General features: G+C 45.6%; 16 protein-coding genes. 10 read left to right on the top strand and 6 right to left on the bottom strand.

Going from position 1 to position 23,294, the window contains the following annotated elements; all coding sequences use genetic code 11:
• Positions 1-243: 243 nt before the first annotated feature.
• The 7 genes from IE103_RS08805 to IE103_RS08775 all read left to right on the top strand — a co-directional run bounded on the left by IE103_RS08805 (position 244) and on the right by IE103_RS08775 (position 8,629).
• On the top strand, positions 244-2,529 hold the full coding sequence (locus IE103_RS08805; protein WP_189345728.1) for a TonB-dependent receptor: 2,286 nt from the start codon (positions 244-246) through the stop codon (positions 2,527-2,529).
• Between the two features lie 200 nt (positions 2,530-2,729).
• Positions 2,730-3,620 carry an alpha/beta fold hydrolase gene (locus IE103_RS08800; RefSeq protein ID WP_189345727.1) on the top strand — a complete coding sequence of 297 codons (891 nt, stop codon included), beginning with the start codon at positions 2,730-2,732 and terminating at the stop codon, positions 3,618-3,620.
• A 34-nt stretch (positions 3,621-3,654) separates the two neighbouring features.
• Entirely contained in the window at positions 3,655-4,884 is a 1,230-nt protein-coding gene (locus tag IE103_RS08795; RefSeq protein WP_189345726.1) for a substrate-binding domain-containing protein, read from the top strand.
• A 22-nt stretch (positions 4,885-4,906) separates the two neighbouring features.
• A complete protein-coding gene (locus IE103_RS08790) occupies positions 4,907-5,689 on the top strand; it encodes an ABC transporter ATP-binding protein (protein WP_189345725.1) in 783 nt (260 codons plus the stop codon).
• Position 5,690: 1 nt separating this feature from the next.
• A complete protein-coding gene (locus tag IE103_RS08785; protein WP_189345724.1) occupies positions 5,691-6,443 on the top strand; it encodes an ABC transporter ATP-binding protein in 753 nt (250 codons plus the stop codon).
• Between the two features lie 47 nt (positions 6,444-6,490).
• Positions 6,491-7,495: a branched-chain amino acid ABC transporter permease gene (locus tag IE103_RS08780; protein WP_189345723.1), complete on the top strand. Its 1,005-nt coding sequence runs from the start codon at positions 6,491-6,493 to the stop codon at positions 7,493-7,495.
• Positions 7,496-7,558: 63 nt separating this feature from the next.
• On the top strand, positions 7,559-8,629 hold the full coding sequence (locus IE103_RS08775) for a branched-chain amino acid ABC transporter permease (protein WP_189345722.1): 1,071 nt from the start codon (positions 7,559-7,561) through the stop codon (positions 8,627-8,629).
• Positions 8,630-8,705: 76 nt separating this feature from the next.
• Here IE103_RS08775 and IE103_RS08770 read toward each other — a convergent pair whose 3' ends face one another.
• Positions 8,706-10,406, bottom strand: coding sequence for an alkaline phosphatase D family protein (locus IE103_RS08770; protein WP_189345721.1), 1,701 nt, complete (start codon positions 10,404-10,406; stop codon positions 8,706-8,708).
• Positions 10,407-10,663: 257 nt separating this feature from the next.
• On the opposite strand from IE103_RS08770, the gene IE103_RS08765 reads away from it, so the two are divergent.
• Complete coding sequence (locus IE103_RS08765) at positions 10,664-14,758, top strand: DEAD/DEAH box helicase (protein ID WP_189345720.1); 4,095 nt, start codon at positions 10,664-10,666, stop codon at positions 14,756-14,758.
• Between the two features lie 66 nt (positions 14,759-14,824).
• On the opposite strand, the gene IE103_RS08760 is transcribed toward IE103_RS08765, so the two are convergent.
• Together IE103_RS08760 and IE103_RS08755 are read right to left on the bottom strand one after the other, a co-directional pair.
• Entirely contained in the window at positions 14,825-15,649 is an 825-nt protein-coding gene (locus tag IE103_RS08760) for a hypothetical protein (RefSeq protein ID WP_189345719.1), read from the bottom strand.
• A gap of 189 nt (positions 15,650-15,838) precedes the next feature.
• Positions 15,839-16,723: a LysR family transcriptional regulator gene (locus IE103_RS08755; RefSeq protein ID WP_189345718.1), complete on the bottom strand. Its 885-nt coding sequence runs from the start codon at positions 16,721-16,723 to the stop codon at positions 15,839-15,841.
• A 113-nt stretch (positions 16,724-16,836) separates the two neighbouring features.
• Between IE103_RS08755 and IE103_RS08750 the strand changes: the two genes are divergently transcribed.
• Positions 16,837-17,817 (top strand): sodium-dependent bicarbonate transport family permease, encoded by a 981-nt coding sequence (locus IE103_RS08750; RefSeq protein ID WP_189345717.1) that lies wholly within the window; start codon positions 16,837-16,839, stop codon positions 17,815-17,817.
• Positions 17,818-18,022: 205 nt separating this feature from the next.
• The gene (locus tag IE103_RS08745) at positions 18,023-19,012 is read left to right on the top strand and encodes an alpha/beta fold hydrolase (RefSeq protein WP_229827176.1); all 990 of its coding nucleotides are present in this window, start codon (positions 18,023-18,025) and stop codon (positions 19,010-19,012) included.
• A gap of 135 nt (positions 19,013-19,147) precedes the next feature.
• Here the strand turns inward: IE103_RS08745 and IE103_RS08740 are convergent, their stop codons facing one another.
• The 3 genes from IE103_RS08740 to IE103_RS08730 form a co-directional block, all read right to left on the bottom strand.
• Complete coding sequence (locus tag IE103_RS08740; protein WP_189345716.1) at positions 19,148-20,605, bottom strand: M4 family metallopeptidase; 1,458 nt, start codon at positions 20,603-20,605, stop codon at positions 19,148-19,150.
• A 474-nt stretch (positions 20,606-21,079) separates the two neighbouring features.
• Entirely contained in the window at positions 21,080-21,829 is a 750-nt protein-coding gene (locus tag IE103_RS08735; protein WP_189345715.1) for a LytR/AlgR family response regulator transcription factor, read from the bottom strand.
• A 129-nt stretch (positions 21,830-21,958) separates the two neighbouring features.
• Positions 21,959-23,164 (bottom strand): sensor histidine kinase, encoded by a 1,206-nt coding sequence (locus IE103_RS08730; protein WP_189345714.1) that lies wholly within the window; start codon positions 23,162-23,164, stop codon positions 21,959-21,961.
• Positions 23,165-23,294 lie beyond the last annotated feature (130 nt).

Below are 23,294 nucleotides of genomic sequence, written 5' to 3'. Positions count from 1 at the left end.
CGTTTTCTTGCGGCAAGACGCGTTTTAATTGTCAATAATTTATTGATGTGCATTTATGCACAGTCGGTTGGCAATTGGACGGGTTTCTAAGCGCTTTGAATTCATACAAACTCCAATCCGTGTTAATGCAATCGCATACCACCTGAAATCAAAAAAACGGTAATACCGCTTCGACAGGCCGCTCATTGCACTCCAATGGCATAAACGGTGGACTCGAAACCATAAAAACTCTGGAGACTTATCATGACTTCCTCAAAACAATCTAAGCGTAATCTCGTTCTACTCAGCCGCTCTGCTGCTGCGATCTTCGCAATTTATGGTAGTGGCATTGGCTTTGCGCAAGCACAGTCTAGCGACGCCACTGCAAAAGCCAACGATGACTCACAAATTTCCAAAGTCGTGGTGAGTGCTCGTCGCCGCGAAGAAACCTTACAAGATGTTCCGGTCTCAGTGACAGCCTATAGCGCTGAACAATTATCTAAGAGCGGCGTTGCAGATATCACTGGCTTGGTTTTAACACTGCCAAATACAACCATGAGTGCGTCGCGCGGTACCAACTCAACACTCACCTCTTTCATTCGTGGTGTTGGACAACAAGATCCTTTGGCTGGCTTTGAATCCGGCGTTGGTATTTATCTCGACGATATTTATCTGGCACGCCCACAAGGTGCAGTTGCCGATATTTATGATGTGGAACGCATTGAAGTGCTGCGTGGGCCACAAGGAACTTTATACGGTCGTAATACGATTGGTGGCGCGGTTAAATATGTCACGCGCAAGATGGGACCAAACACGGATGTTCGCCTCAAAACCTCAATCGGTAGCTATGGTCAAATGGATGGTGTGTTAACTGCGAGCACACCACTATCCGAGACTGTGCGCGTTGGTGGCACACTGGCAAAATTTAAGCGTAATGGTTTCGGCACCAACTTTACAACGGGTGAAGACAACTACAATAAAGATGTAACAGCGGCGCGTTTAAGTGCCGAGTTTTTGCCAAACAGTTCTTTGTTCATTCGTGTTTCCGCAGATACCAGTCAAGACGACTCCAACCCTAAACACGGTCATCGCCTGACCGTTGGCAAAATTAGCGGTGCCCCGATCTTGAGCAATGTGTATGACTCACGCGCTAACTTAAATACCGCATTAGGCCACAAACAACAAGTGACACAAAGTGGTGTATCGGCTTTGGTCGAATATCAACTTGAATCCGATTTGATGTTGAAATCGGTGACTTCTTCACGCCATGACAAATCGTATGCCCCGATTGATTTCGACTCTTTAGGCACGGTTGATTTTGACGTGCCAGCACTATACAAAAACAAGCAGTTCAGCCAAGAGTTTCAGTTGACTTACACTGGCAAAGCATTCCAAGGCGTCGCTGGGGTCTACTACATCGATGCCAATGCATACAATAAATTCGACGTGCGCTTGCTCGGCACATCCACTTTCACAGAAGGTGATATCGATACCAAAGCATGGGCAGCATTTGCTGATGCAAGCTTTGATTTGACTAAAGATCTGAGCTTGTCTCTCGGTGGTCGGTATACCGTCGATAAACGCGAAGCCAGTATCTTGCGTCAAATCTATTTAGGTACAGCAGGTTCACCAGCAATGGGTAACCCTGCGGCAATCTTGTTCAGAACTGATACCAATTTAACGAAATCTGATTTGCATCGTGAAGACAAGAAATTCACGCCACGTATTTCGCTCGGTTGGAAAGCTAGCGCAGACCAAAACGTATATGCATCATGGACTGAAGGTTTTAAAGGTGGTGGCTTTGATCCACGGATGAATTTGGTTGGCTCCAAACTGAGTTTAGACAAAGCGAAACAAGGCTTCTTGCCGGAACAAATCAGCACTTTCGAAATCGGTTTGAAATCCGCCTTTGCAAAAAACACGGTATTGACTAACGTCGCGGTTTTCCACAGTGATTACAAAGACGTACAAATCCCGGGTTCAGTCGCAATTGATACCAATGGTGACGGCAAAGACGATAGCTTCGCAGGGGTGACCACTAATGCCGGTAAAGCCAAAATTGATGGTATCGAACTGGAAGCAACGGCACGTTTAACTGATGCGTTTAGCATGTCTGGCATGTTCAGTTACATCGATGCGCGCTACACCAAGTACATCGGCGCAGGCAATATCGATGTTGCTAATTTACGCGTATTCCAAAACACGCCAAAACAAACTGCGAGTGTCCGTGCCAACTATGATTGGGATATGGCTTTGTTAGGCAATTCCGGCAAACTCAGCTTGAGTAGTAGTGTGGCGTTCCGCGGCAAAACCTATCAGTTCGAAACTCCAACACCGATCCTCGATCAAGATAGCTACAAATTATGGGATGCAAGTTTGGTTTGGAGCCGCTCTGATAACCGCGTACGTGTTGGTTTGCACGGCAAAAACTTGAGCGACGTGCGTTACAAAGTTGCTGGCTACTTGTTCCCAACCTTGGGTGAAGGTAGTACCACAGCGTTCTACGGCAACCCACGCACTTACACATTAACTTTGGACTATCGTTTCTAAAATGGAGATATCGCAGTGGCTCTGGTATGCAGCCACTGCAATCTCATTCACGTTTTAGAAAATTTGCGACCAGCTCAACGCTTGCGTTATTTAGCGATTGCGCTAATGAGCTGACCTGCTGGTCGTTTTTTTTACGAATTTCATTCGCTGCTTCGCAGCTCCCTATTCCTATTTGCACATTCAATCAGGGCTTGATCATCGTGAGCGATTACAAAGACGTTTATTTCACTAGCAAAGATGGCTTACGTTTGTATGCGCGTGATTATGCTGCACACACTGTTGCAAACGCCGCTGCAGCCACCGCTAAGCTCCCGATTATTTGTATTCATGGCTTGACGCGCAATTCAGCTGATTTTAATGAATTAGCACCACTATTAGCACAGCAAGGACGACGTGTGCTCGCGGTGGATGTGCGCGGCCGAGGACGTTCGCAACATGCACACAAAGCAGCGCACTATCACCCTTGGGTCTATGCCAATGATGTCGTTAGCCTAGCCGAGCAACTTGGTATCCAACGTGCGGTTTTTATCGGCACCTCGATGGGTGGCTTAATTACCATGACACTGGCAATTCGCAAATCCAGCTTAATTGCCGCAGCGGTATTGAACGATGTGGGTCCGATGTTGTCACAAAAAGGCTTAGACAGAATCGCTGGCTATGCAGGTGACGGTATGCATTGCACCACTTGGGAACAAGCGCGTCATTATATTCAGCGAATTAACCAATCTGCCTTCCCTAACAATACAGATCAAGAATGGGATAAATGGGCGCATCGTGCGTTTGCCGAGAATGCGCAGGGTGAATTGGAATTGCAGTATGATCCTTTGATTGCGACCCCACTCAAAACGGGCGAATTAAAAGCGACTTCTTGGTTAGCACGTTGGGCATTTAAACGACTAAGCAAAAATCGTCCATGCTTGTTAGTGCGCGGCGCGATCTCGGATTTACTCGAAGTCGAACAAGCAAACTATATGAAGCAGGTTTGCCCGCAACTGCAATATGTTGAAGTGCCACAAATCGGCCATGCACCGATGCTGACCGAAATTGAAGCGTTACAGGCTTTACAAAAATTTTTACAGCAAGTTGAATAAAAATATCACGATAGAAAATACCAAAGGAGCACGTATGTCTACCTCGCACAAAAAAGGCAATCCATTCAAATTCGAACTCAAGCAAGTTGTAATCAGCCTTGGCTTAGGCTTGAGCTTGCTTAGCGCTAGCGGCGCAGCAATTGCACAAGAGATTAAAATTGCACTGATCGCTGGCAAGACAGGCGCATTGGAACCGTATGCAAAAGAAACCGAAACCGGTTTCATGATGGGACTAGAATATCTGACCGCTGGCAAGATGGAAGTCAACGGCAAGAAAATCAAAGTCATCATCAAAGACGATCAAAGCAAACCGGATATGGGACGTGCATTGTTGGCTGAAGCTTATGGCGATGACAAAGTAGATATCGCAGTCGGCACCACTTCTTCTGGCTCGGCATTAGCGATGTTGCCAGTCGCAGAAGAATACAAAAAAATCTTAATCGTTGAACCTGCGGTTGCTGATGCGATTACAGGTGACAAATGGAATCGTTATATTTTCCGCACCAGTCGCAATTCTATGCAAGATGCTTTGGCGGCGGCGAGCACCATTAAAGCTGGTGGCAGCATTGCGTTTTTAAGTCAGGATAATGCGTTTGGACGTGATGCGATCAAAGCGGCGAAAGAAGCACTGACGATGGCAGGATCAAAAGCTAAAGTCGTGCATGAAGAATTTTCTGCACAAAACACCACAGACTTCACCGCACCTGCGCAAAGAATTTTCGACGCATTAAAAAACAAACCAGAGCCACGCATATTGCAAATCGTTTGGGCGGGACCAAGTCCAATGAATAAGTTAGCAGATCTCAAACCAGAGCGCTTTGGTATCAATCTCGCACCCGGAGGCAATATTTTACCGGTGATGAAGTTATGGAAATCATACGCGGGGACACAAGGAACGATTTACTACTACTATGATTTCCCGAAAAACAAAATGAATGATTGGCTTGTCGCAGAACATACCAAACGTTTTAAGGCACCACCAGATTTCTTTACCGCAGGCGGTTTTGCTGCTGCTAGTGCGGTGTACACCGCTTTGAACAAAGCCAAATCGACTAATACAGAAAAATTGATCACGGCAATGGAAGGCATGGAATTTGATACGCCAAAAGGCAAGATGAATTTCCGCAAAGAGGATCATCAAGCACTGCAAACCATGTATCACTTCAAGATCAAAAAAGATCAGAAAAACGAATGGGATATTTTGGAGTTAGTGCGCGAAATTCCTGTCAGCGATATTCCTGTCCCAGTAAAAAACAAACGATAGTTCATTCTAGATAGCACAGCACATGCAAACCAGCAGCACATCAACTGTTAGCTCGCCTTCTTTGAGTACCCGCGACTTGAGCATCCACTTTGGTGGTCATGTCGCGGTCAATCAAGTGAGCGCGGATTTTTATCCGGGCAGCCTCACTGTCATCGTCGGCCCCAATGGCGCGGGCAAAACCACTTACTTTAATCTGATCTCGGGTCAATTGAATGCCAGTGCGGGCAGCGTTAGTTTATTTGGTCAAGACATTACCAAGTTTGGTGCAGCCAAACGTACACGTGCGGGCATCGGACGTGCGTTTCAGCTGACTAATTTATTTCCGCATTTATCGGTGATGGAAAATGTGCGCTTGGCGGTACAGAGTCGGGCCGGAATTGGTTTGAATATTTTCTCCTTGTGGTCTAGTCATCGTGAGTTAATTCAACGTGCTGAGCATTATCTAGACCGCGTGGCATTAGCGAATCGTAGCAATGATCGCGTCATTACCTTATCGCATGGTGATAAGCGCAAACTCGAAGTCGCCATCCTCTTGGCATTAGAGCCTGAGATCATGATGTTCGACGAGCCCACAGCAGGCATGAGTGTCGATGAAGTGCCGGTGGTGTTGAATCTGATCCAAGAAGTGAAGTCGGAGAAAAATAAAACCATTCTTTTAGTCGAACACAAAATGGACGTGGTGCGCTCTTTGGCCGACCGCATCATCGTGCTACACAATGGCACCTTGGTGGCGGATGGTGAACCAGCGAGTGTGATGGCATCTGCCATAGTACAAGAAGCGTATTTAGGTAAGGGAGTGGCGTAAGATGTCTGAAGTAATAGATCCAACCCAGGTAGATCAACCACTATTACAGTTGAATGGCGTCCATACGCATATAGGCGAGTACCACATTTTGCAAGGTGTCGATTTGCTAGTGCCGCGTGGTGGTCTCTCGGTTTTACTCGGTCGAAATGGTGCTGGCAAGACTACTACTTTGCGCACGATTATGGGTTTATGGAAAGCCAGCCAAGGTAGCATTCTGTTCGATGGCAACAACATCGCAGCGCAAGCAACGCCAATAATTGCACAAGCAGGCATTGCTTATGTACCTGAAAGCATGGAGATCTTTTCGGATTTGACGGTGAAAGAAAACCTGCACTTAGCCGCACGCAATGGAACGATGGATACGCATCGGCTTGAATGGATTTTTGCTTTCTTTCCCGCTTTAAAAAAGTTCTGGAATTACCCCGCTGGCAACCTATCCGGCGGTCAAAAACAAATGGTAGCGATTGCGCGCGCGATGATAGAGCCGCGCAAATTATTACTGGTCGATGAACCAACCAAAGGCTTGGCACCTGCCATTATTCAAAGCCTGATGGACGCTTTCACAGAACTCAAAGCGACCGATACCACCATACTCTTGGTCGAGCAGAATTTTAACTTTGTAAAAAATTTGGGTGACACGGTAGCCGTCATGGATGATGGTCGTGTCGTGCATACCGGCAGCATGCGCGAACTAGCAAACAATGAAGATTTACAGCAAAAATTATTAGGACTATCACTGGCCAGCCATCAATAAAGCCAGAACAATTTGCCGTCACATCAAGCAATAGGTAATTACCGTATATGAGCAATCCTGATCTACCAAGCAAACCGCGCGATCTAGCGCCTCTTTTTTTAGTGCCTGTATTGGCGTTGGCGATGCTGCCCTTGATCGGCAGTTTTCCCACGTGGCTCACCTTGACTGTGGCTGGGCTTGCAATGGGTATGATGATCTTCATCATGGCTAGTGGCTTGACGCTGGTGTTTGGTCTGATGGATGTTTTAAATTTTGGTCATGGTGCATTTGTCGCTGTCGGCGCTTACGCAGCAACCATGGTGCTATTGCCGATGAAGGGATGGCTAGAGATTGACTCTTTATGGATGAATCTGGGCGTACTTGGTTTAGCCCTTATTTTTGCAATGTTAGTCACCGCGGTTTTAGGTTGGGCGTTTGAACGCTTGATCATCATGCCTGTGTATGGACAACATTTAAAACAAATTCTCATTACGATGGGTGGCATGATCGTCGCCGAACAAATCATCGGTGTCATCTGGGGCGCTGAACAGATTCCTTTGCCCCTACCAGAAAGCCTACGCGGCGCGATTTTTATTGGCGATGCGGCGATTGAAAAGTATCGATTGATCGCTGTGGTAGTTGGCATCATCGTCTTTTTGTCCATGTTCTTGATTCTGAATCGTACCAAGCTAGGTTTATTAATCCGCGCAGGTGTTGAAAATGGCGAGATGGTGGAAGCCTTGGGTTATCGCATTCGTCGTCTATTCGTCGCGGTATTCGCGGCTGGCTCAGCACTCGCTGGTTTAGGTGGTGTGATGTGGGGCTTGTACAAAGAAACACTGACCGCCGCGATGGGCAGTGAAGTGATGGTCATGGTATTTATCGTAGTCATCATTGGCGGCTTAGGCTCGGTTGGCGGTTGTTTTATTGGCGCTTTATTGATGGCCCTGGTAACGAATTACGCAGGATTTTTAGCACCCAAATTCGCCTTAGTATCAAATATTGCTTTGATGATGGCGATTCTATTGTGGCGGCCAGCAGGTCTGTACGCGATTGGTCGGCGCGGAGCTTAATCGCATACGCGAAAAAGTATGCCGTAAAAATTTGCTGCAATTTACCTAGAGAACGAAAATTATATGAATCTATTCCGTCAACTCTTGTCCGATGATCTACCGCGTAGCCGTATGCTATCGGCTTTATTATTACTGACATTTTTCGGATTGGCTGCGGCACCATTCATCACGAGCGGCGCACGCCCTTTGAATACCGCAGCGACAATTTGCATCTACATTATTTTGGTCGCGTCTTACGATTTACTACTCGGCTATACCGGTATCGTTTCATTCGCGCACACAATGTTTTTTGGCATCGGTGCTTACGGCGTTGGCTTAGCACTATCATCTGGCACACCAGGCTGGGGCATCATCGTGATCGGTGTTTTACTCGCTTTGATCTTGACAGTGGCACTCGCATTGATGATAGGTTTATTCGCCTTACGCGTACGTGCCATTTTTTACTCGATGATTACTTTGGCAGTGGCATCCTCATTTGCCGTATTAGCGTCACAACTGTCTGATCTCACTGGTGGCGAAGATGGCATTACCTTTCGCGTTCCAGAAATTCTGACACCCGGCTTTCAGCTATTTGAAAATGATTTATGGGGACGTACCATCGACGGCAAGATCATTACCTATTACATCGTATTTAGCGTTTGCGTATTACTGTTTTTATTCTTGCTGCGCGTCGTCAATTCACCATTCGGTCGCGTCCTACAGGCAATACGTGAAAATGAATTCCGCGCTGAAGCGCTTGGTTATCGTACCGTTGTGTATCGTGTGTTGGCGAATTGTTTAGCAGCTTTATTAGCTGCGTTAGCAGGTGCTTTAATGGCGCTATGGCTACGTTATGTTGGGCCCAAAACCATGCTAAGTTTTGAGGTCATGACCGACATTTTATTGATCGTCGTGATCGGTGGTATGGGTACTTTATATGGTGCAGTGATTGGTGCGGCGTTATTTATCATTGCGCAAAATTACTTGAAAAATTTAATGGCCCAAGGCGCTGAATCGCTAGTTGATTTTCCTATCTTGGCACAAATATTTCATCCTGATCGTTGGATGCTGTGGCTGGGTGTTTTGTTTATTCTGTCGGTCTACTTTTTCCCGACCGGCATTGTTGGCAAACTGCGAAGCCACAAGCTAAAGTAATTCAGCTTGTACAAAGAAGGAAGCATCGCCACCGCCACGCCTCCTTCTTCATATACGACTTATCTCAGTGCACAACTCAAGTAGGCAATAATTTACGGTTCGCTTTACCAGGCAAAACCTTGAGAGTTTTGCCACTCACAGCGGTATATGTTTTTGACTTTACCGTGCTCACATAACGCCATTCACAACGCGCTTCAGACGGTGTAGCCGACACCAACATATAACCACGACTTTTCGTTTCTGCGTACACCAATGGCGCAATGATTTGCTCTAATCCTGCTGCTACCTTCGCCGGATCTTCTTTCGCAAAGTATTCTTCAAAACCTGGTGAACTCACGGACGAAACACCAAACTCAACACCGATCGCGTTCGCATTCAAATCAAGCAAATCACTCGCCCATGAATTGTGCGTATCTCCAGCCAAAGAGATCAAATTTTTATCCAATGCTTTGGCGGTCGCAAATACAGTTTCACGCGCCACTACATAGCCATCCCAAGCATCAAGATTGTATGGAATCGCGGGTTGCGTCAGTATCGCTGTTTCGCTCGACGTCAAAGTTGCTGGTGCTAGTTGGGCTTTTCCTAATAGCGTGGTGTAATCCGAGAAGCTAATTTGTCCCAACACTAGTGGTGCCGGTATATTCATGCGCGCCATCAAAATCTGCTGCCCCAAAATCTGCCAAGTCGCAGTTGATTTACTCATTTGTGCTTGCAGCCAAGTGCTTTGTTCCTGCCCCATCAATTGACGGTTTGGATTGCCCATATCGGCACTAAACTTTGCCGTATCAAACGCACCACCAGCTCCCATATACGTCGCATAAGATAATTGTTTATCACGACCAATCAATCGCGTATCTAACATATGCAAGGAAGCTAGATTACCAAAATCGAATGAGCGGTAGATGCGATCATTTTTACTCGCATCAGGCAAGCGAATTGGCATCCATTCATGATAAGCCTGTAAAGCTGCGGCGCGACGTGCGCTAAATGGACCTTCTTTGGCTGGATCATGGTTTTCTGCACCGCCATTCCAAGTATCGTTAGCAAACTCGTGATCATCCCAAACCGTAATGAAAGGATGCTTCGCATGCACCGCTTGCAGATCGGTATCACTACGATAAATCGCATATCGCGTGCGGTAATCCGTCAAGGTAACGATCTCGGTTTTTGGTTCGACTTGACGATTCAAACTCGCCGCATCTTGCGAAGCATAACCATCGCGTGGATATTCATAAATATAGTCGCCAAGATGCAGCACGGCATCAAGATCGTTTAATTTGGCAATCTCTGCATAGACATGAAAATAGCCAGCCGGATAATTCGAGCAAGAAACGACTGCGAGCTTAACTTGTTGCACGCTACCAATCGGCAAAGTCTTGGTACGCCCCACTGGCGATAAGCGACTATCAAAATTAAAGCGATAAAAGTAATTGGTGTTTGCACTCAAACCCGTCACGTCAATTTTTGCAGTGAAGTCTCGACTCGCATTGGTCACAATCGAACCCGACTTAATCACCTTAGAAAATTGCTCGTCACTTGCAAGCTGCCAAGTCAATTCAAAATCTCGACCATCGTAGTTGCTCGATGGTGTTACCCGCGTCCAAATAATAACGCGATCACTCAAGGGATCACCACTAGCCACACCATGCTCAAAAGTCGCATACACCGGCGCAATTCCTGCACCGCCACATGCACTTAAAGCGAGACTAGTTGAAGCAACCGCAGTAGTAGCTGCGAATTGACGAATAAACTGACGACGACTATGTTGAGAATTCATATACGACCTCCGAGTGATGAAGGTCTTGATACTATGAATGCATTGTTACTTGTTAATGACCAGGCTTAGAGAGTTTATTCGAATCAATTCAATCACCGCCATCTTCCACCAAGCCAAATAATTAGCACATCCTTAGAAAATAATAGATTACAAATGAGACCAGATCCTAAACACTAGGCTCAGAGTAATGTGATACTTAACACAGGCGCAAATCAGGTAAAATCCAGCTTTCAGAATTCCTCAAAATCCCTCAGCCAATGCACCAATTTGATCATCTCGAAGCGCAGGAATTTCCATTTCTGTATGCACTCGCGCTACTTGACTCGCCACTCAGCCAAAATGTCATGCTGGAATTGTTGTTGCAGCGGCGCGAATCTTTTGGAAAAGCGGGTGAAGTGCCAGGAGTGATAGCGGTGCGTGATCAATTGGCCGTGCTACATGAAAAGCAATTGGTCTCGCCTGTGAGCGGCAAAGGCTATGTGCTGAATGAAGGCTTACAGATGCCATTGATTGCACATCTATTGGAACACAGCGACATCCATGCTTGGATTAGTAGCATTCGCGTGATTCTAAGCAAGCGAGAAGAATACAAACATTGGAAGGTGCATAACGCCGCTTTTTGTCGACGCGAATTATTCTTTTCCTGCTTGATTAATGAGATCGATGGAATCGCTTATTGGCGCAATGAATTTTTCGAAGCACGTACTGGTGACAAAACCGTCTTGGCTGAGCAGCTATTTAAGACCAATGCAGGTCAACAGATCTTTAATCAATTCTCTGCATTTAGCAAAGGTATTTTGCTATCTGATTTGTTTTACCAAAACAATTGGACTGCTGGTGACACCCAAGCTGCCTATCAATATGCGCTAGAAAATTTAGCGCAGTTAGGTGAAGGTATTCCACTAGTGCTGGAGCAATTAATCTGGCAGACACTGCTACGTGCCGATTTTGCTGCATTAGAAAAATTAGCAGCGTACTGCTTGGATGAACATCGCAGCACACATGCATTCGCGGTCGCAATCAGCCGTGGCGACTATGCGCTGGCTTTAGAACAGATCGAAGCGATTACGAAAAATATCAAGAAAAACACTGGCAAGCGCAAAGTTCATTTGGGTGACCTGCTTGGTCTGCTTTACACGGTTTGCTTATTCGCGGTCGATAGCGCAGACCATCGCAAAAAACTAAAAGAGCAAGTTGATGATGGCATCAAACAAAACGATGCCTTCACATACTATCTATTGGAATCACTCACTAACCATATCTCCAAAGGAACACCACTCACAAGCAAACGCTTTGTATTGCAACGTGAACTTGGCGTTGAAACTTTATTCGAGTGTTTAGCTCTGTTTTGGGAAAGCGAACCAATCAGAGAAGATGCACATCAACGATTGCGTGCTGCCTATCAACGCTATACCAAACATGGCTACCTATGGTTGGCAGCAGAGGCCGATGCCTTGCTAGCCAAACACTATGGCGATGCGCCACAAATGACGGCTTGGCATGCACAACACAAACTACAGCCACTGTATAGCTGCTTCCAACGCGAAGAATCTTGGCAACGTGCACTGACTGCCTTAAGTCAATTAAATCTAACTACGAATAGCGACAATCACAAAGCCCCGACCGAAACGCGCTTAGTCTGGCAACTAAGCGTATTGCGTGATCACGCGCTAATAGAACCGCGCGAACAAAAAATCAGTGCCAAAGGTGTGTGGAGTAAGGGCCGACCGATTGCGCTCAAGCGTCTAGTGCAGGAGCAAGAAAGCCTAACTTATCTTAGCGAACAAGATAAGCAAGTAATCGACTGCGTACGCAAGACTTTAGATGGCTATTACGGTCACGCCGAATATACACTCGACATCGACAAAGTCTTGCCTTTGCTGATCAGTCACCCACAAGTGTATTGGAGCGATGCACCGGATATTCGTGTCGATATCGTCAAAGGCGAACTGACTCTTTTTCTCAAAGAAAAGAACGATCACATTAGCTTGCAATTAGAACCGCCAATCACGGCTCAACAAGCTTACGTCGCGCGCAAAGAAACACCAACGCGCTTGGCGATTTATAGCTCTAGTCCCGAGATCAAACAAATTGCGAGCATCCTCGGTTCTGGACTGACGGTGCCAAGCGCAGCCAAATCGCAATTGGTTGATGTGATCGCGGCGATTGCACCGCATCTAGCGATTCATTCTGACCTGCCAGAATTAGCGCAGCACATTCATACGGTAGCAGCCGATGCCACTTTGTATGCACACTTACTGCCGCTCAAAGAAGGTCTACGTTTGCAGTTATTAGTGCGTCCCTTAGCGCAGGGTGCATGGTTGATGCCAGCAAAAGGTGCTAGCAATGTGTTGGGCGAAATCGATGGAAAAACGGTACAAGCAAGCCGTAATTTAGTCGCAGAAAATACCGCCTTACAAGACATCCTCGCTAGCTGTCCAGCTTTTACGCAGGCCGATAGCGCGGAAGAAAGTAATCGCGAATGGCAATGGCAAACGCCGGAACAATGTCTGGAATTGTTAAGCCAACTCAACGCAATTCCCGAGCAACAATTGCAATTGGTATGGCCTGAAGGTGAGCGCTTCCGTCTACAAGGACAAAGATCTCTAGGCAATATGCGCCTGAGTATCAAAAAACAGGGCGAATGGTTTGTCGCTGGTGGTGAAGTCACCCTCGATGATGGTCGGGTACTGGCGCTGCGAGAACTAATGCAAATGGCAGAAACAACTAAGGGACGCTTCTTAAAAATTGGTGAACATGACTTTATCGCCTTAACCGAAAGCTTCCGCAAACGCTTGGACGAATTACGCCATTTTGCAGAACTGAGTGGAAAAGATGGCATACGCATCAATTCTTTAGCGGCTCCTGCACTGGCAGAACTAGCCGATGAAGTTGGTGAACTCAAAGTCGATAAAGCTTGGCGTGAGCAAGTCGAAAAACTAGAAGTACTCGCCAACTTTACGCCGCAAGTGCCATCCACTTTACAAGCACAATTACGCGACTATCAATTAGAAGGTTTCCAATGGTTAGCTAGACTGGCCAAATGGGGTGTGGGCGCATGCTTGGCGGATGATATGGGTTTAGGCAAAACGGTGCAAACGCTAGCACTGTTAGTCGATCGCGCACCAAATGGGCCAGCTTTAGTGGTCGCGCCAATTTCGGTTGCGATGAATTGGCAAAGCGAAGTGGCACGCTTTGCGCCCACACTGAAAATTCGCGCTTATCAACAAGAACGTTCACTACAAGATTTGGGCGCTTTTGATATCGTGATTGCTAGTTACGGCATGCTACAACAAGATGCAGCAAGCTTTGCAGCACAGCATTGGCACAGCGTTGTGCTAGACGAAGCACAAGTCATTAAGAATGCCGCGACCAAGCGCAGCCAAGCTGCCATGGCTTTGAGCGCAGATTTTAAGATGATTGCTAGCGGAACCCCCGTAGAAAATCATTTAGGTGAATTGTGGAATCTGTTCCGCTTCATCAACCCAGGATTATTAGGATCAAAAGAACACTTCATCGATAAATTTAGCGCCCCGATCGAACGCGGCGACAAAGCGGTGCGCGCCCATTTGAAAAAGCTAATTCAAGCATTTATCTTACGGCGTACCAAGACGCAAGTCTTAAGTGAACTGCCACCACGCACCGAGATCAATCTACAAGTTGAACTCAGCGACGAAGAACGCCATCTGTATGAGGCATTAAGGCAAGAAGCCATCGACAAAATCGCGCAGATCGATCCGACTTCCGGTCAATCGATGCAAGTATTGGCGGAAATTACCAAGCTGCGCCGCTTCTGCTGCCACCCAAAACTGGTAATGAAAAACGCCAACATCAGTGGCAGCAAACTCGCGGTCTTGCAACATACGGTTGAAGAATTACTCGACAATCGCCACAAGGCTTTGGTGTTTAGCCAATTCGTCGATCACCTAGCATTAGTTCGTGATTGGCTCGATCAACAAGGGATCGCCTATCAATATATTGACGGTAGCACACCAGCACAAGAACGTAAAAAACGCGTCGATGCATTTCAAGCAGGTCACGGCGATATCTTCTTAATCAGCTTAAAAGCTGGCGGAACGGGTCTCAATCTAACTGCCGCCGATTACGTGATTCACCTTGATCCATGGTGGAACCCAGCGGTAGAAGACCAAGCCTCAGACCGTGCGCACCGCATGGGACAACAACGCCCAGTCACGATTTATCGATTGGTAACGCAAGACACGATAGAAGAAAAGATCCTCGCACTACATGCCGAAAAACGTGATCTTGCGGACAGTTTATTAGATGGTGGCGATGCCGCTGCACGTATGGATACTGCGGCGTTGTTAAGTTTATTAAAAGAGAGTGTATAAGAAGAAACGGTCAATGCTTGCATCGATCATTTACCGCACTATTAACACTGTAGCGTCATGAAAAAATCAAGTCTTTGATTTTCTTTCCTTCACAAGAAGCCTATCGATCTCGGCTTGCGTAAAGTTTTTCGTCGCGTGTGCAACACCGTCTTTATCGTTTCGCAGGCTCAAATTCGCAGAACCATTAGAGCTAAATTCGATACTAATATTCGAACCATCTGCCGCACTGATAACTGGTGTAACAGGCAAGCTTTTATCATCATATTCAGTCAATTTAAAATTTTGGCTGGCCACACCATCAAACGTTGTGATCTCAACGATTCTTGGCCACTCGGCATAATTGTTATATGTTTCAGTTCTTGCTCCCCTAGTATATTTAACATTGAAACGTCGCAAATCGACAGTGTTAAATAATGTACTCGTCAAAGGATGATAGATACCACTAAGCAGCTGTACTTCAGTATCGTCACTCAATTGATAATTTAGATCAACAAAATCATACCAATTATTCCGAGTTGGCCCATATCCTGGGGGGGTCCAAGTTATGGAGCCACTATTCATTACCCCTTGATCAGTGTAACAATAGTAAAACGTTACCGTAACGGACCTATCCACACTCCCCCCCAGTGGACACGGAACAAACCTAGCAGAAGAGACAGGTATAGTCCCACTGAATTTCGAAAGCAGATCAATTTCTTTGGTTAACCGATAACGATAGAGCAAGAAACTAGCAAATACCTGCTCTATGTTATCAACGTTAATCGTTTTCTTAACAATAACGATAGGTGTTGGGCTAGGACTCTGGCTAGGACTGGTCGAATCGCCACCGCCACACGCACTGAGTAATACGGAAAAAATAATGATAAGAGATAGTAGGTTTAGTTTTTTCATATACGTAGATTGATAAGTAGCCTGTTTTCAGTTGGATTCAATACTTATTCCGATGACTACATCAACTAAGACTCAAAAGCTGTCGCAGGTCTGATTAATTTGATGAAGTTGGACGTGTAAACCTAAATCAATTTTATTACAATCTATGCATTATGAAAAATAAAATATATTTTATTTGCTGGAATAAAATTATGCCCAATCTTGTAAATGCTCGAAGAACACCTTTGCGATTGGGGATAATCGTTTTCCTTTAGGATAAATAATCCACCAATTAGAATGAATCGGAAAATTGTCGACCTTTAAAATTTGCAAACCTTCTGATGCGAGATTTTGACTCAATGCGTGTTTGGAAATAATAGCGAGACCTAAACCACCCGCGACTGCTTGTTTGATGGCCTCGTTACTGCCAAGTTCTAAACGTACTTTGGGTTGAAACTGATGCTCAGTGAAATAGGCGTTACATGCTAGTCGCGTGCCTGAACCCGCTTCACGCAAGACAAATAATTCATCGATTAACTCCTTGCGTTTAATTCGCTTTTTTGCACCGAGCGGATGATCGATAGGCGCGATTACTACTAGCGGATTTTCTAAAAATCGATACTGCTCTAAATCTAAATCAGCGGGCGGAATCGACATGATGTATAAGTCATCTGCATTCGCCTTTAAACGATTGACGACACCGTCACGATTTAAGACTTCGAATGCAATATCAATATTCGGAAACTGTTTATAAAAGTTCCCCAACATACGTGGCACAAAATACTTTGCGGTACTAGCAATTGCCACGCGTAAGCGCCCTTCTGTGTGCCCTTTCATTGCACTGATAGTCTGCTGCAAGTAATCAAACTCGTCACGAATCATGCGCGCCGATTGCGCCACCGCCTCTCCCGCTGCCGTCAAAAAAACCTGTTTGCCAATCACTTCGTACAAAGGCAAACCTACTTCATCCGACATCGCTTTCAGTTGCATTGATACTGTCGGTTGCGTGATGTAGCAAGCATCGGCCGCTGCGGTAATGCTGCGATGTTCGGCTACTGCGAGTAAAAGTTTTAATTGGCGAAAACTGACATTCATAGATTTTTATCGATGATTTACATAATAATTATTGATTTTACTCTATAGCAACCAATCACTACAATGCCGCCCTATTGCGCTCCGTACGCGCACCACACTAGGATCTTTTGTTTATGATGACGTTTAGCGACCCGGCTATTCTCTTTTTCTTATTCGGTCTATTGGCTGGATTTTTCAAATCTAATCTAGAAATTCCACAACAAATTTCACGCTTTTTATCGCTCTATTTATTGATGGCACTAGGCTTAAAAGGTGGATTCGCACTTGAGAAAACCGGCTTTACCAGCGAAGTATTGATCAGCTTGGCTTGCGCCATCAGCTTAGCGATCATTGTCCCTTTACTCGCTTTTCAATTGCTAAAACGCTTTATTACGCATTTCGATGCAGCAGCATTAGCGGCAACTTATGGCTCAGTCAGCGCGGTCACATTTATCACCGCCACGCAGATACTCGATCATCAATCGATCGCGTATGGTGGACATATGGCAGCAGCGATGGCGCTGATGGAATCGCCCGCCATCATCATCGCGATTTTTATTGCGAATCGCGTACGTAGTCAGCAAGCCCATGCAAACGCAGTCAACCAAGAGATGCCATCTTCGCTCTCGGTGAAGAAACTACTCCATGAATCTTTTACCGATGGCGCTCAGTTGCTTTTGCTAGGCTCACTCATGATCGGCATGATCAGTGGCGAAGCTGGACAAAATATGATGCGGCCTTTTTCTGTCGATTTATTTAAGGGCTTACTCGCATTCTTCTTACTCGACATGGGTCTGTTAGCTGCACGCAATGTGCCAGGCTTAAAAAACCAATCGCCACTGGTATTTGCGTTCGGTGTCATCGCACCGCTTTGTCATGCAGGCTTGGCACTCGGTATGGGCGTGATCTTCCAGCTTTCGTTAGGGAATACGGTGTTGTTGATGGTACTTGCGTCGAGTGCCTCCTATATCGCTGTACCCGCGGTGGTGCGCTATGCGATTCCTGAGGCCAATCCATCTTTATACATCGGTATGTCGCTCGCCCTTACTTTCCCATTAAATTTATTGTTTGGGATTCCCTTGTACTTACAAGTGGCGCAACGGGTACTTGCTTGAGACCTCGCATAGGTTCGGTGCAATTCAAATGCATGAAATCCTATGCATATCGGCGATCACGAATCTGCAAATATCTAGGCAGATCTTGTGATGAGGTAAATCGTCATAAAAACTGGTGACATTTGTCACTGGTTTCGTGTTTGTTTGATCTCTACAATGCACTTCACTCGCCATTCAGATTAAAAAACAAACACAAGGACATACTATGAATACGCCAACATTCCACACTTCCCAAATGCAAACAACATCAAGTTTCACGAATATGCGCCGCATCTTGTGCAGTAGTGCAATTCTTGTCGCCACAGTGCTTAGTATCAATCTTCCAGCGACTGCGCAACAAGGTACACCACTAGACGCCAACAAAAAAGCTAGCGATACAACAAGCTCACCAATCAGCGCGGTAGCGCCGTTCACCGTCGAAGTAAGCGGTGCTGGAACCCCGATCATTTTGATTCCAGGTCTCGCATCATCATCTGCCGTTTGGAAAGACACGGTCGCTCATCTTCAATCTAAGTATCAACTACATGTACTCACTTTAGCGGGCTTCGCTGGCACCAAAGCGTTGCCGAACAGCGCGATCAGCAAGGGATTTATCGCGACCCAAGAACTAGCGATTATTGACTATATCGCTGCGCAGAAATTGCAAAAGCCCATCATCATCGGACATTCTTTAGGTGGCTTTTTAGCGCTCTCACTCGCGTCAAATCACTCAGACAAAATTGCTGCGGCGATTAATGTAGACGGCTTACCTGCCTTGGGCGCGATGTATGCAGAAGCACAAGCGAATATGCAAAAATCAGGTAATACGCCACCGCCACAAAATACTGGCTTTGATCCAATGGCAATGGCAAAAAATATGGCAAACAATGCTGACTGGCATGCGCAAATTGCGAAAGACATGATGCGTTCAGATCCGATGACTTCGGGTCGTGCGATGAGTGAACTGGCGAGTAAAGACTTACGTCCAGCATTAAAGAACATTCAAGTGCCGGTACTCAGTTTGGGCGCACTCCAAAATGGCGCACCGTACACACCTGCGGCACAAGTACAAGCGACCTACGAAAAACAATTAGCAAACATTCCTAAAGACTTCAACAACATCGCGTTTGCGCAAGACGCGAAGCATTTTATTATGGCGGATGCGCCACAATGGATGCTACAGAAAATCGAAGAATTTCTTACGAAGGTGAAATAATCCACATACCAAAATCACACTAAGATCACGCAAAGTTATCTTTCGATTGAAATGCGTAAAAAAAACGCCTGACATTTCTGTCAGGCGTCTAAAAGTCCCACAGACTAAAATTTAACCGTCAATCACACATCGAACTTACGGTGTGCAAGTAACACCCACAGCAGAGAATGCTGCGGTTACATCCGCTTTCACATAACCACGATTAACCGCTGCCGTTTCTACGCCACAAGCACCTTGATTAAAAGTGCTATTCGCAGTCCAGTACAAACGATTTGCATCAGCCATCACTTGGAAAGCTTTTTGTACATTCCAACCAGTTTTGGTGGCCAACAAATAGAATGCTTTGTTATATACACCGCTTGAATAGTGCACATCCATGGTACTGGTGAATTTGGAAGCATGATCAATCGAACGGCCATCTTGTGGTGGATTGGCCATGTAACGGAGTGCGCCACTACCTTTGAAAATGTCTGCGCCTACTAGGAAATCATTCGTTCCTTTCATGTAGGACTCTGCCGCTTCACCCGCCATATCTGAGAATGCTTCATTCATACCACCAGACATACCGGAGTACACCAAGCCCGCATTTTGCTCAGTAAAGCCATGACTAACTTCGTGCGAAGTCACATCCAAGGAAACCAATGGATAGAAAGTCGTTGCACCATCACCGAAATACATTGCAGTACCATCCCAGAAAGCATTTTCGTAGGCACGCTTGTAATGCACTTTCATAATCAATTTTTGCGTCAATGGACGTACGCCAGCCCAAGCTTGGTACATATTGAAAACGACGCCGCCAAAATAGTGCGCATCGTTCATTGGTGAGTACGCGCCATTGATCGCTTTGACCGTGTTACGTGGGCATGTATAGCTATGTGGCTTAGATGGCGTACTAGTACGTGAATTCATGTTGTAGGTCGCGACGTTCGCATTATTCAAGGAACAAGTCGTGCCCGATTGCGTTACATCGAGATAACCATAATTCACACCGAACTCATATTGACCTGTTTTGGAATTACCGCCAGGACCAGTGCCATTGACGTGATGAATACCTTCCCAACGATCAATCACAACACCAGTATTTGCATCGAGCATGAAGAATGGACGGCGTGGTTCCTCGGTATTGGTCGCGTTGAATGACACAACATATACAAGGTGCGCAACACCGCTATCTGAGCGACGCACATATAGTTGCGCCTGATCATTTTCAGTCTCAAAAATTTGTGCTTGTGTTTTCGCCTGAATCAAAGCATCTGCTTTAGAGAAAATTGTTTTGACACTTGGCAAGTCGCGATCGAGATTACGCAACATAGAGCCTTTTAATTGACGATTGCCGTTTTTTTCTTCGTGTTCAACAATCGCTTCATTCCAAACTGGAACGCCTTGATACATCTGCTGATGACGTGTCACTTTCAAACCATTTGCATAAGTCATGCTACGTTCCGCTTTCATATCGGACGCTTTCAGACCTGCAGAGGCAACAGAATTATTGCCTTTGAATACTTCACGATCCGCAGCTTGTGCGCTAAACGCACCTGCTAACAAAATCGCAATTGCCAATGGACGTAATGCTTTATTGTGCTGCTTTACCATAATTAAATATCCCCATTTTTTTAAAATAATTATGTACAGGCAGATTGATCAATGCTGGACAACATGGTTGACCAACATCACGCTGAGCTTACATACCAATTTTGTAATTCAGCGTCCGTAGCTTTTGACTACAGGCTCCCCCCGAACGTTTAAATTGATCCAATTTGTTTGGATTCTGTATTTGTATGCAAAGTGTAACAACAAGTATCAAACTGTACGAGTCCAAACTTTAGGGAAGAAACCGTCAAATTCACTCACATTTCAGCCGCAGACATAGGTAAATTCTGAATTTTATATAGAAAAAAACCGATGCGATTTTTTTGTGTGTAGTTGTATAAAACAAACGAAGATAAAAACAACAATAGTTAATAAAACAAAAAAATTTTACACTTCTACTCAAAAATGATGCCATTAGTGACAGCTTTTTGTTGCCGTAATTACCTTGGTTGCAGACCACTTCGGCATTTTTTTTCATTACTCGCGAAATAAATAAGTGAAATTTCGGCTCACTAACAGCTTTTCATTGTGTCCTTTTATTAGCAACTGCATACGTTCAGCATCCACTCTTTCTGCTGCTGCAATCGCTTTGGCATTGACCACGGTAGATCGATGCACTTGCCAAAACTTGTCGCTATCGAGCCCATCGAGCAAGTCCTTCAATGGTGTCCGCAGCAAGGCTTCATATTCGGCCAATACAACGCGGGTGTATTTGGTATCAGATTGAAAGAACAACACATCATCGACATCGATTAACTTAATTTGTTTTCCAACACTTGCTTTAATCCACTTCATTTTCTCAGGCTTAACGGAAGCAGTAGCTGCTTGTAGACTCTTCAAGATTGCCTGCAAATCAGTAGGTGTCGCTTGCAATTTCTCTTGTACTCTGTCGAGTGCTTTTCGCAAACGATCTTCTTGTACAGGTTTCAGTACATAATCAATCGCGCCAGCATCAAAAGCTTCGATCGCATATTGATCATACGCGGTGATAAAGATGATATGCGCAGCCTTGCCAATTCGACGCGCAACCTCAATCCCAGACAAGCCGGGCATACGAATATCGAGCAGTACCAAATTCGGCTCATGCTCAAGAAAACCATCCCAAGCATCATTGCCATTTTCTGCCACCATGACAATCTCCGCCTGCGGCCACAATCTGTCCAATTGGCTTAATAAGCGTTCACGCATTAGAGGTTCATCTTCGGCGATTAAGACTTTTGTTTTCATTGATCACTCTTTATTGATTGGTATAAATTCTTTATTGATGACTTGATTGACGAATCCGCTGACGAATCGATTAATGTGCTTAGTGTTATCAAACCGTGATGTGCTGGCCTCCACGACCAGCAAAACAGATCAAGCCAAGGGTATCGTCACTTCGGCAATCACCCCACCTTGTTCCGCTTCTGCAATCGACAGTGTCGCGTGTGTGCCGTATTGCAAACGTAGACGATCACGTACATTTCGCAATCCTATTCCTGGGTTCGGCTTATCACTCAATCCAACTCCGCTATCTTGCACTGTGATCAGCAAATCCGTGCCTAATTTTTCCGCAACGATTTGGATGTCGCCGCCACGTAAAGATGGCTCGATACCGTGTTTAATGGCGTTTTCAGCTAAGGTCAGCAATAACATACTTGGTACAGGAATCGATGCCAACTCGGGCGGCAATTGTAATTCGAAATTCAACCGTGACCCCATTCTCGCTTTCATCACTTCGAGATAGGCTTGGATTAAGCGAAACTCTTCTGCCAGGCTAATTTGCTCGGCGCGCATTTCACTCATACTGGCTCGCAAAAAGACAATCAAATTCGCAGTCAGCTCCGCCGCCTTTGGTGCGCCTTGTTCAGCGAGTTGTTGCACGGCCCCTAGTGTATTAAATAAAAAATGTGGCTCGATTTGCGCCCTTAGCAAGCGCAACTGTGACTCACTTTCTTGTCGTGCGCTCTTTTCGCGTTCTGCATCGAGCGCCAATTGCGCGGCTTTGGTCTCGTAGCCTTGATTACGCCAACCTGCGACGATACCAATCATCAGCACATACAGTGCGCCAGCAATGCCAGCGACTACCAATACAATCGGACCGTCCTTCCAAATTGTCGCCCAAATATCTTTTCCTCGAATCACCGCACTTAATGAAGTAAAACCAAAAAAACCAAACAGCACGCCAAGAAATGCACTCGCAGAAAAATGAAAATGCCGTCGCGAAATTTGACGATAATTAAACCAAATACCGACCAAGGCAAACACTAACATCCATCCTAATAAATTCATCACCAATACAGCAGGCAACCAGTGCACCTTTTGTTTAAACGAGTACAGCACTAAGCCTAGAGCAGAGAACAAAATCGTTAACTTGGTCACCGCCCACCACAGCTTTGCGCCTTGGTATTCAAGACAAAACTGGTACAACTGATCGCGCTCAATTGCTGATAAATTTGCAGCTTGCTTCGCAATTTTTTTGCGCCATGGAATCGTCACAGTTTCTACCAACTGTGGATCACGCAAGACATTCAGTAACTCGTCATTCCAATTTTTATACCAATTAATTACGCTCTGCCACATAGTTTTTCCTCATTCAACATCAGTGATAGCTTACTGTAGATCGACTGCTCGTGTAACACGAGCAAATTGAGATCAATTACGATTTTCCGCGGATCAAATACGATTTTTTTCGCATTCGATTTATGGCATC

The sequence above is a fragment of the Affinundibacterium macrobrachii genome, from assembly GCF_014652415.1.
Classification (GTDB): domain Bacteria; phylum Pseudomonadota; class Gammaproteobacteria; order Burkholderiales; family Burkholderiaceae_D; genus Undibacterium; species Undibacterium macrobrachii.
The sequence above is the reverse complement of the archived record's forward strand: the minus strand, read 5'-3'. Positions and strand labels throughout refer to the sequence as shown.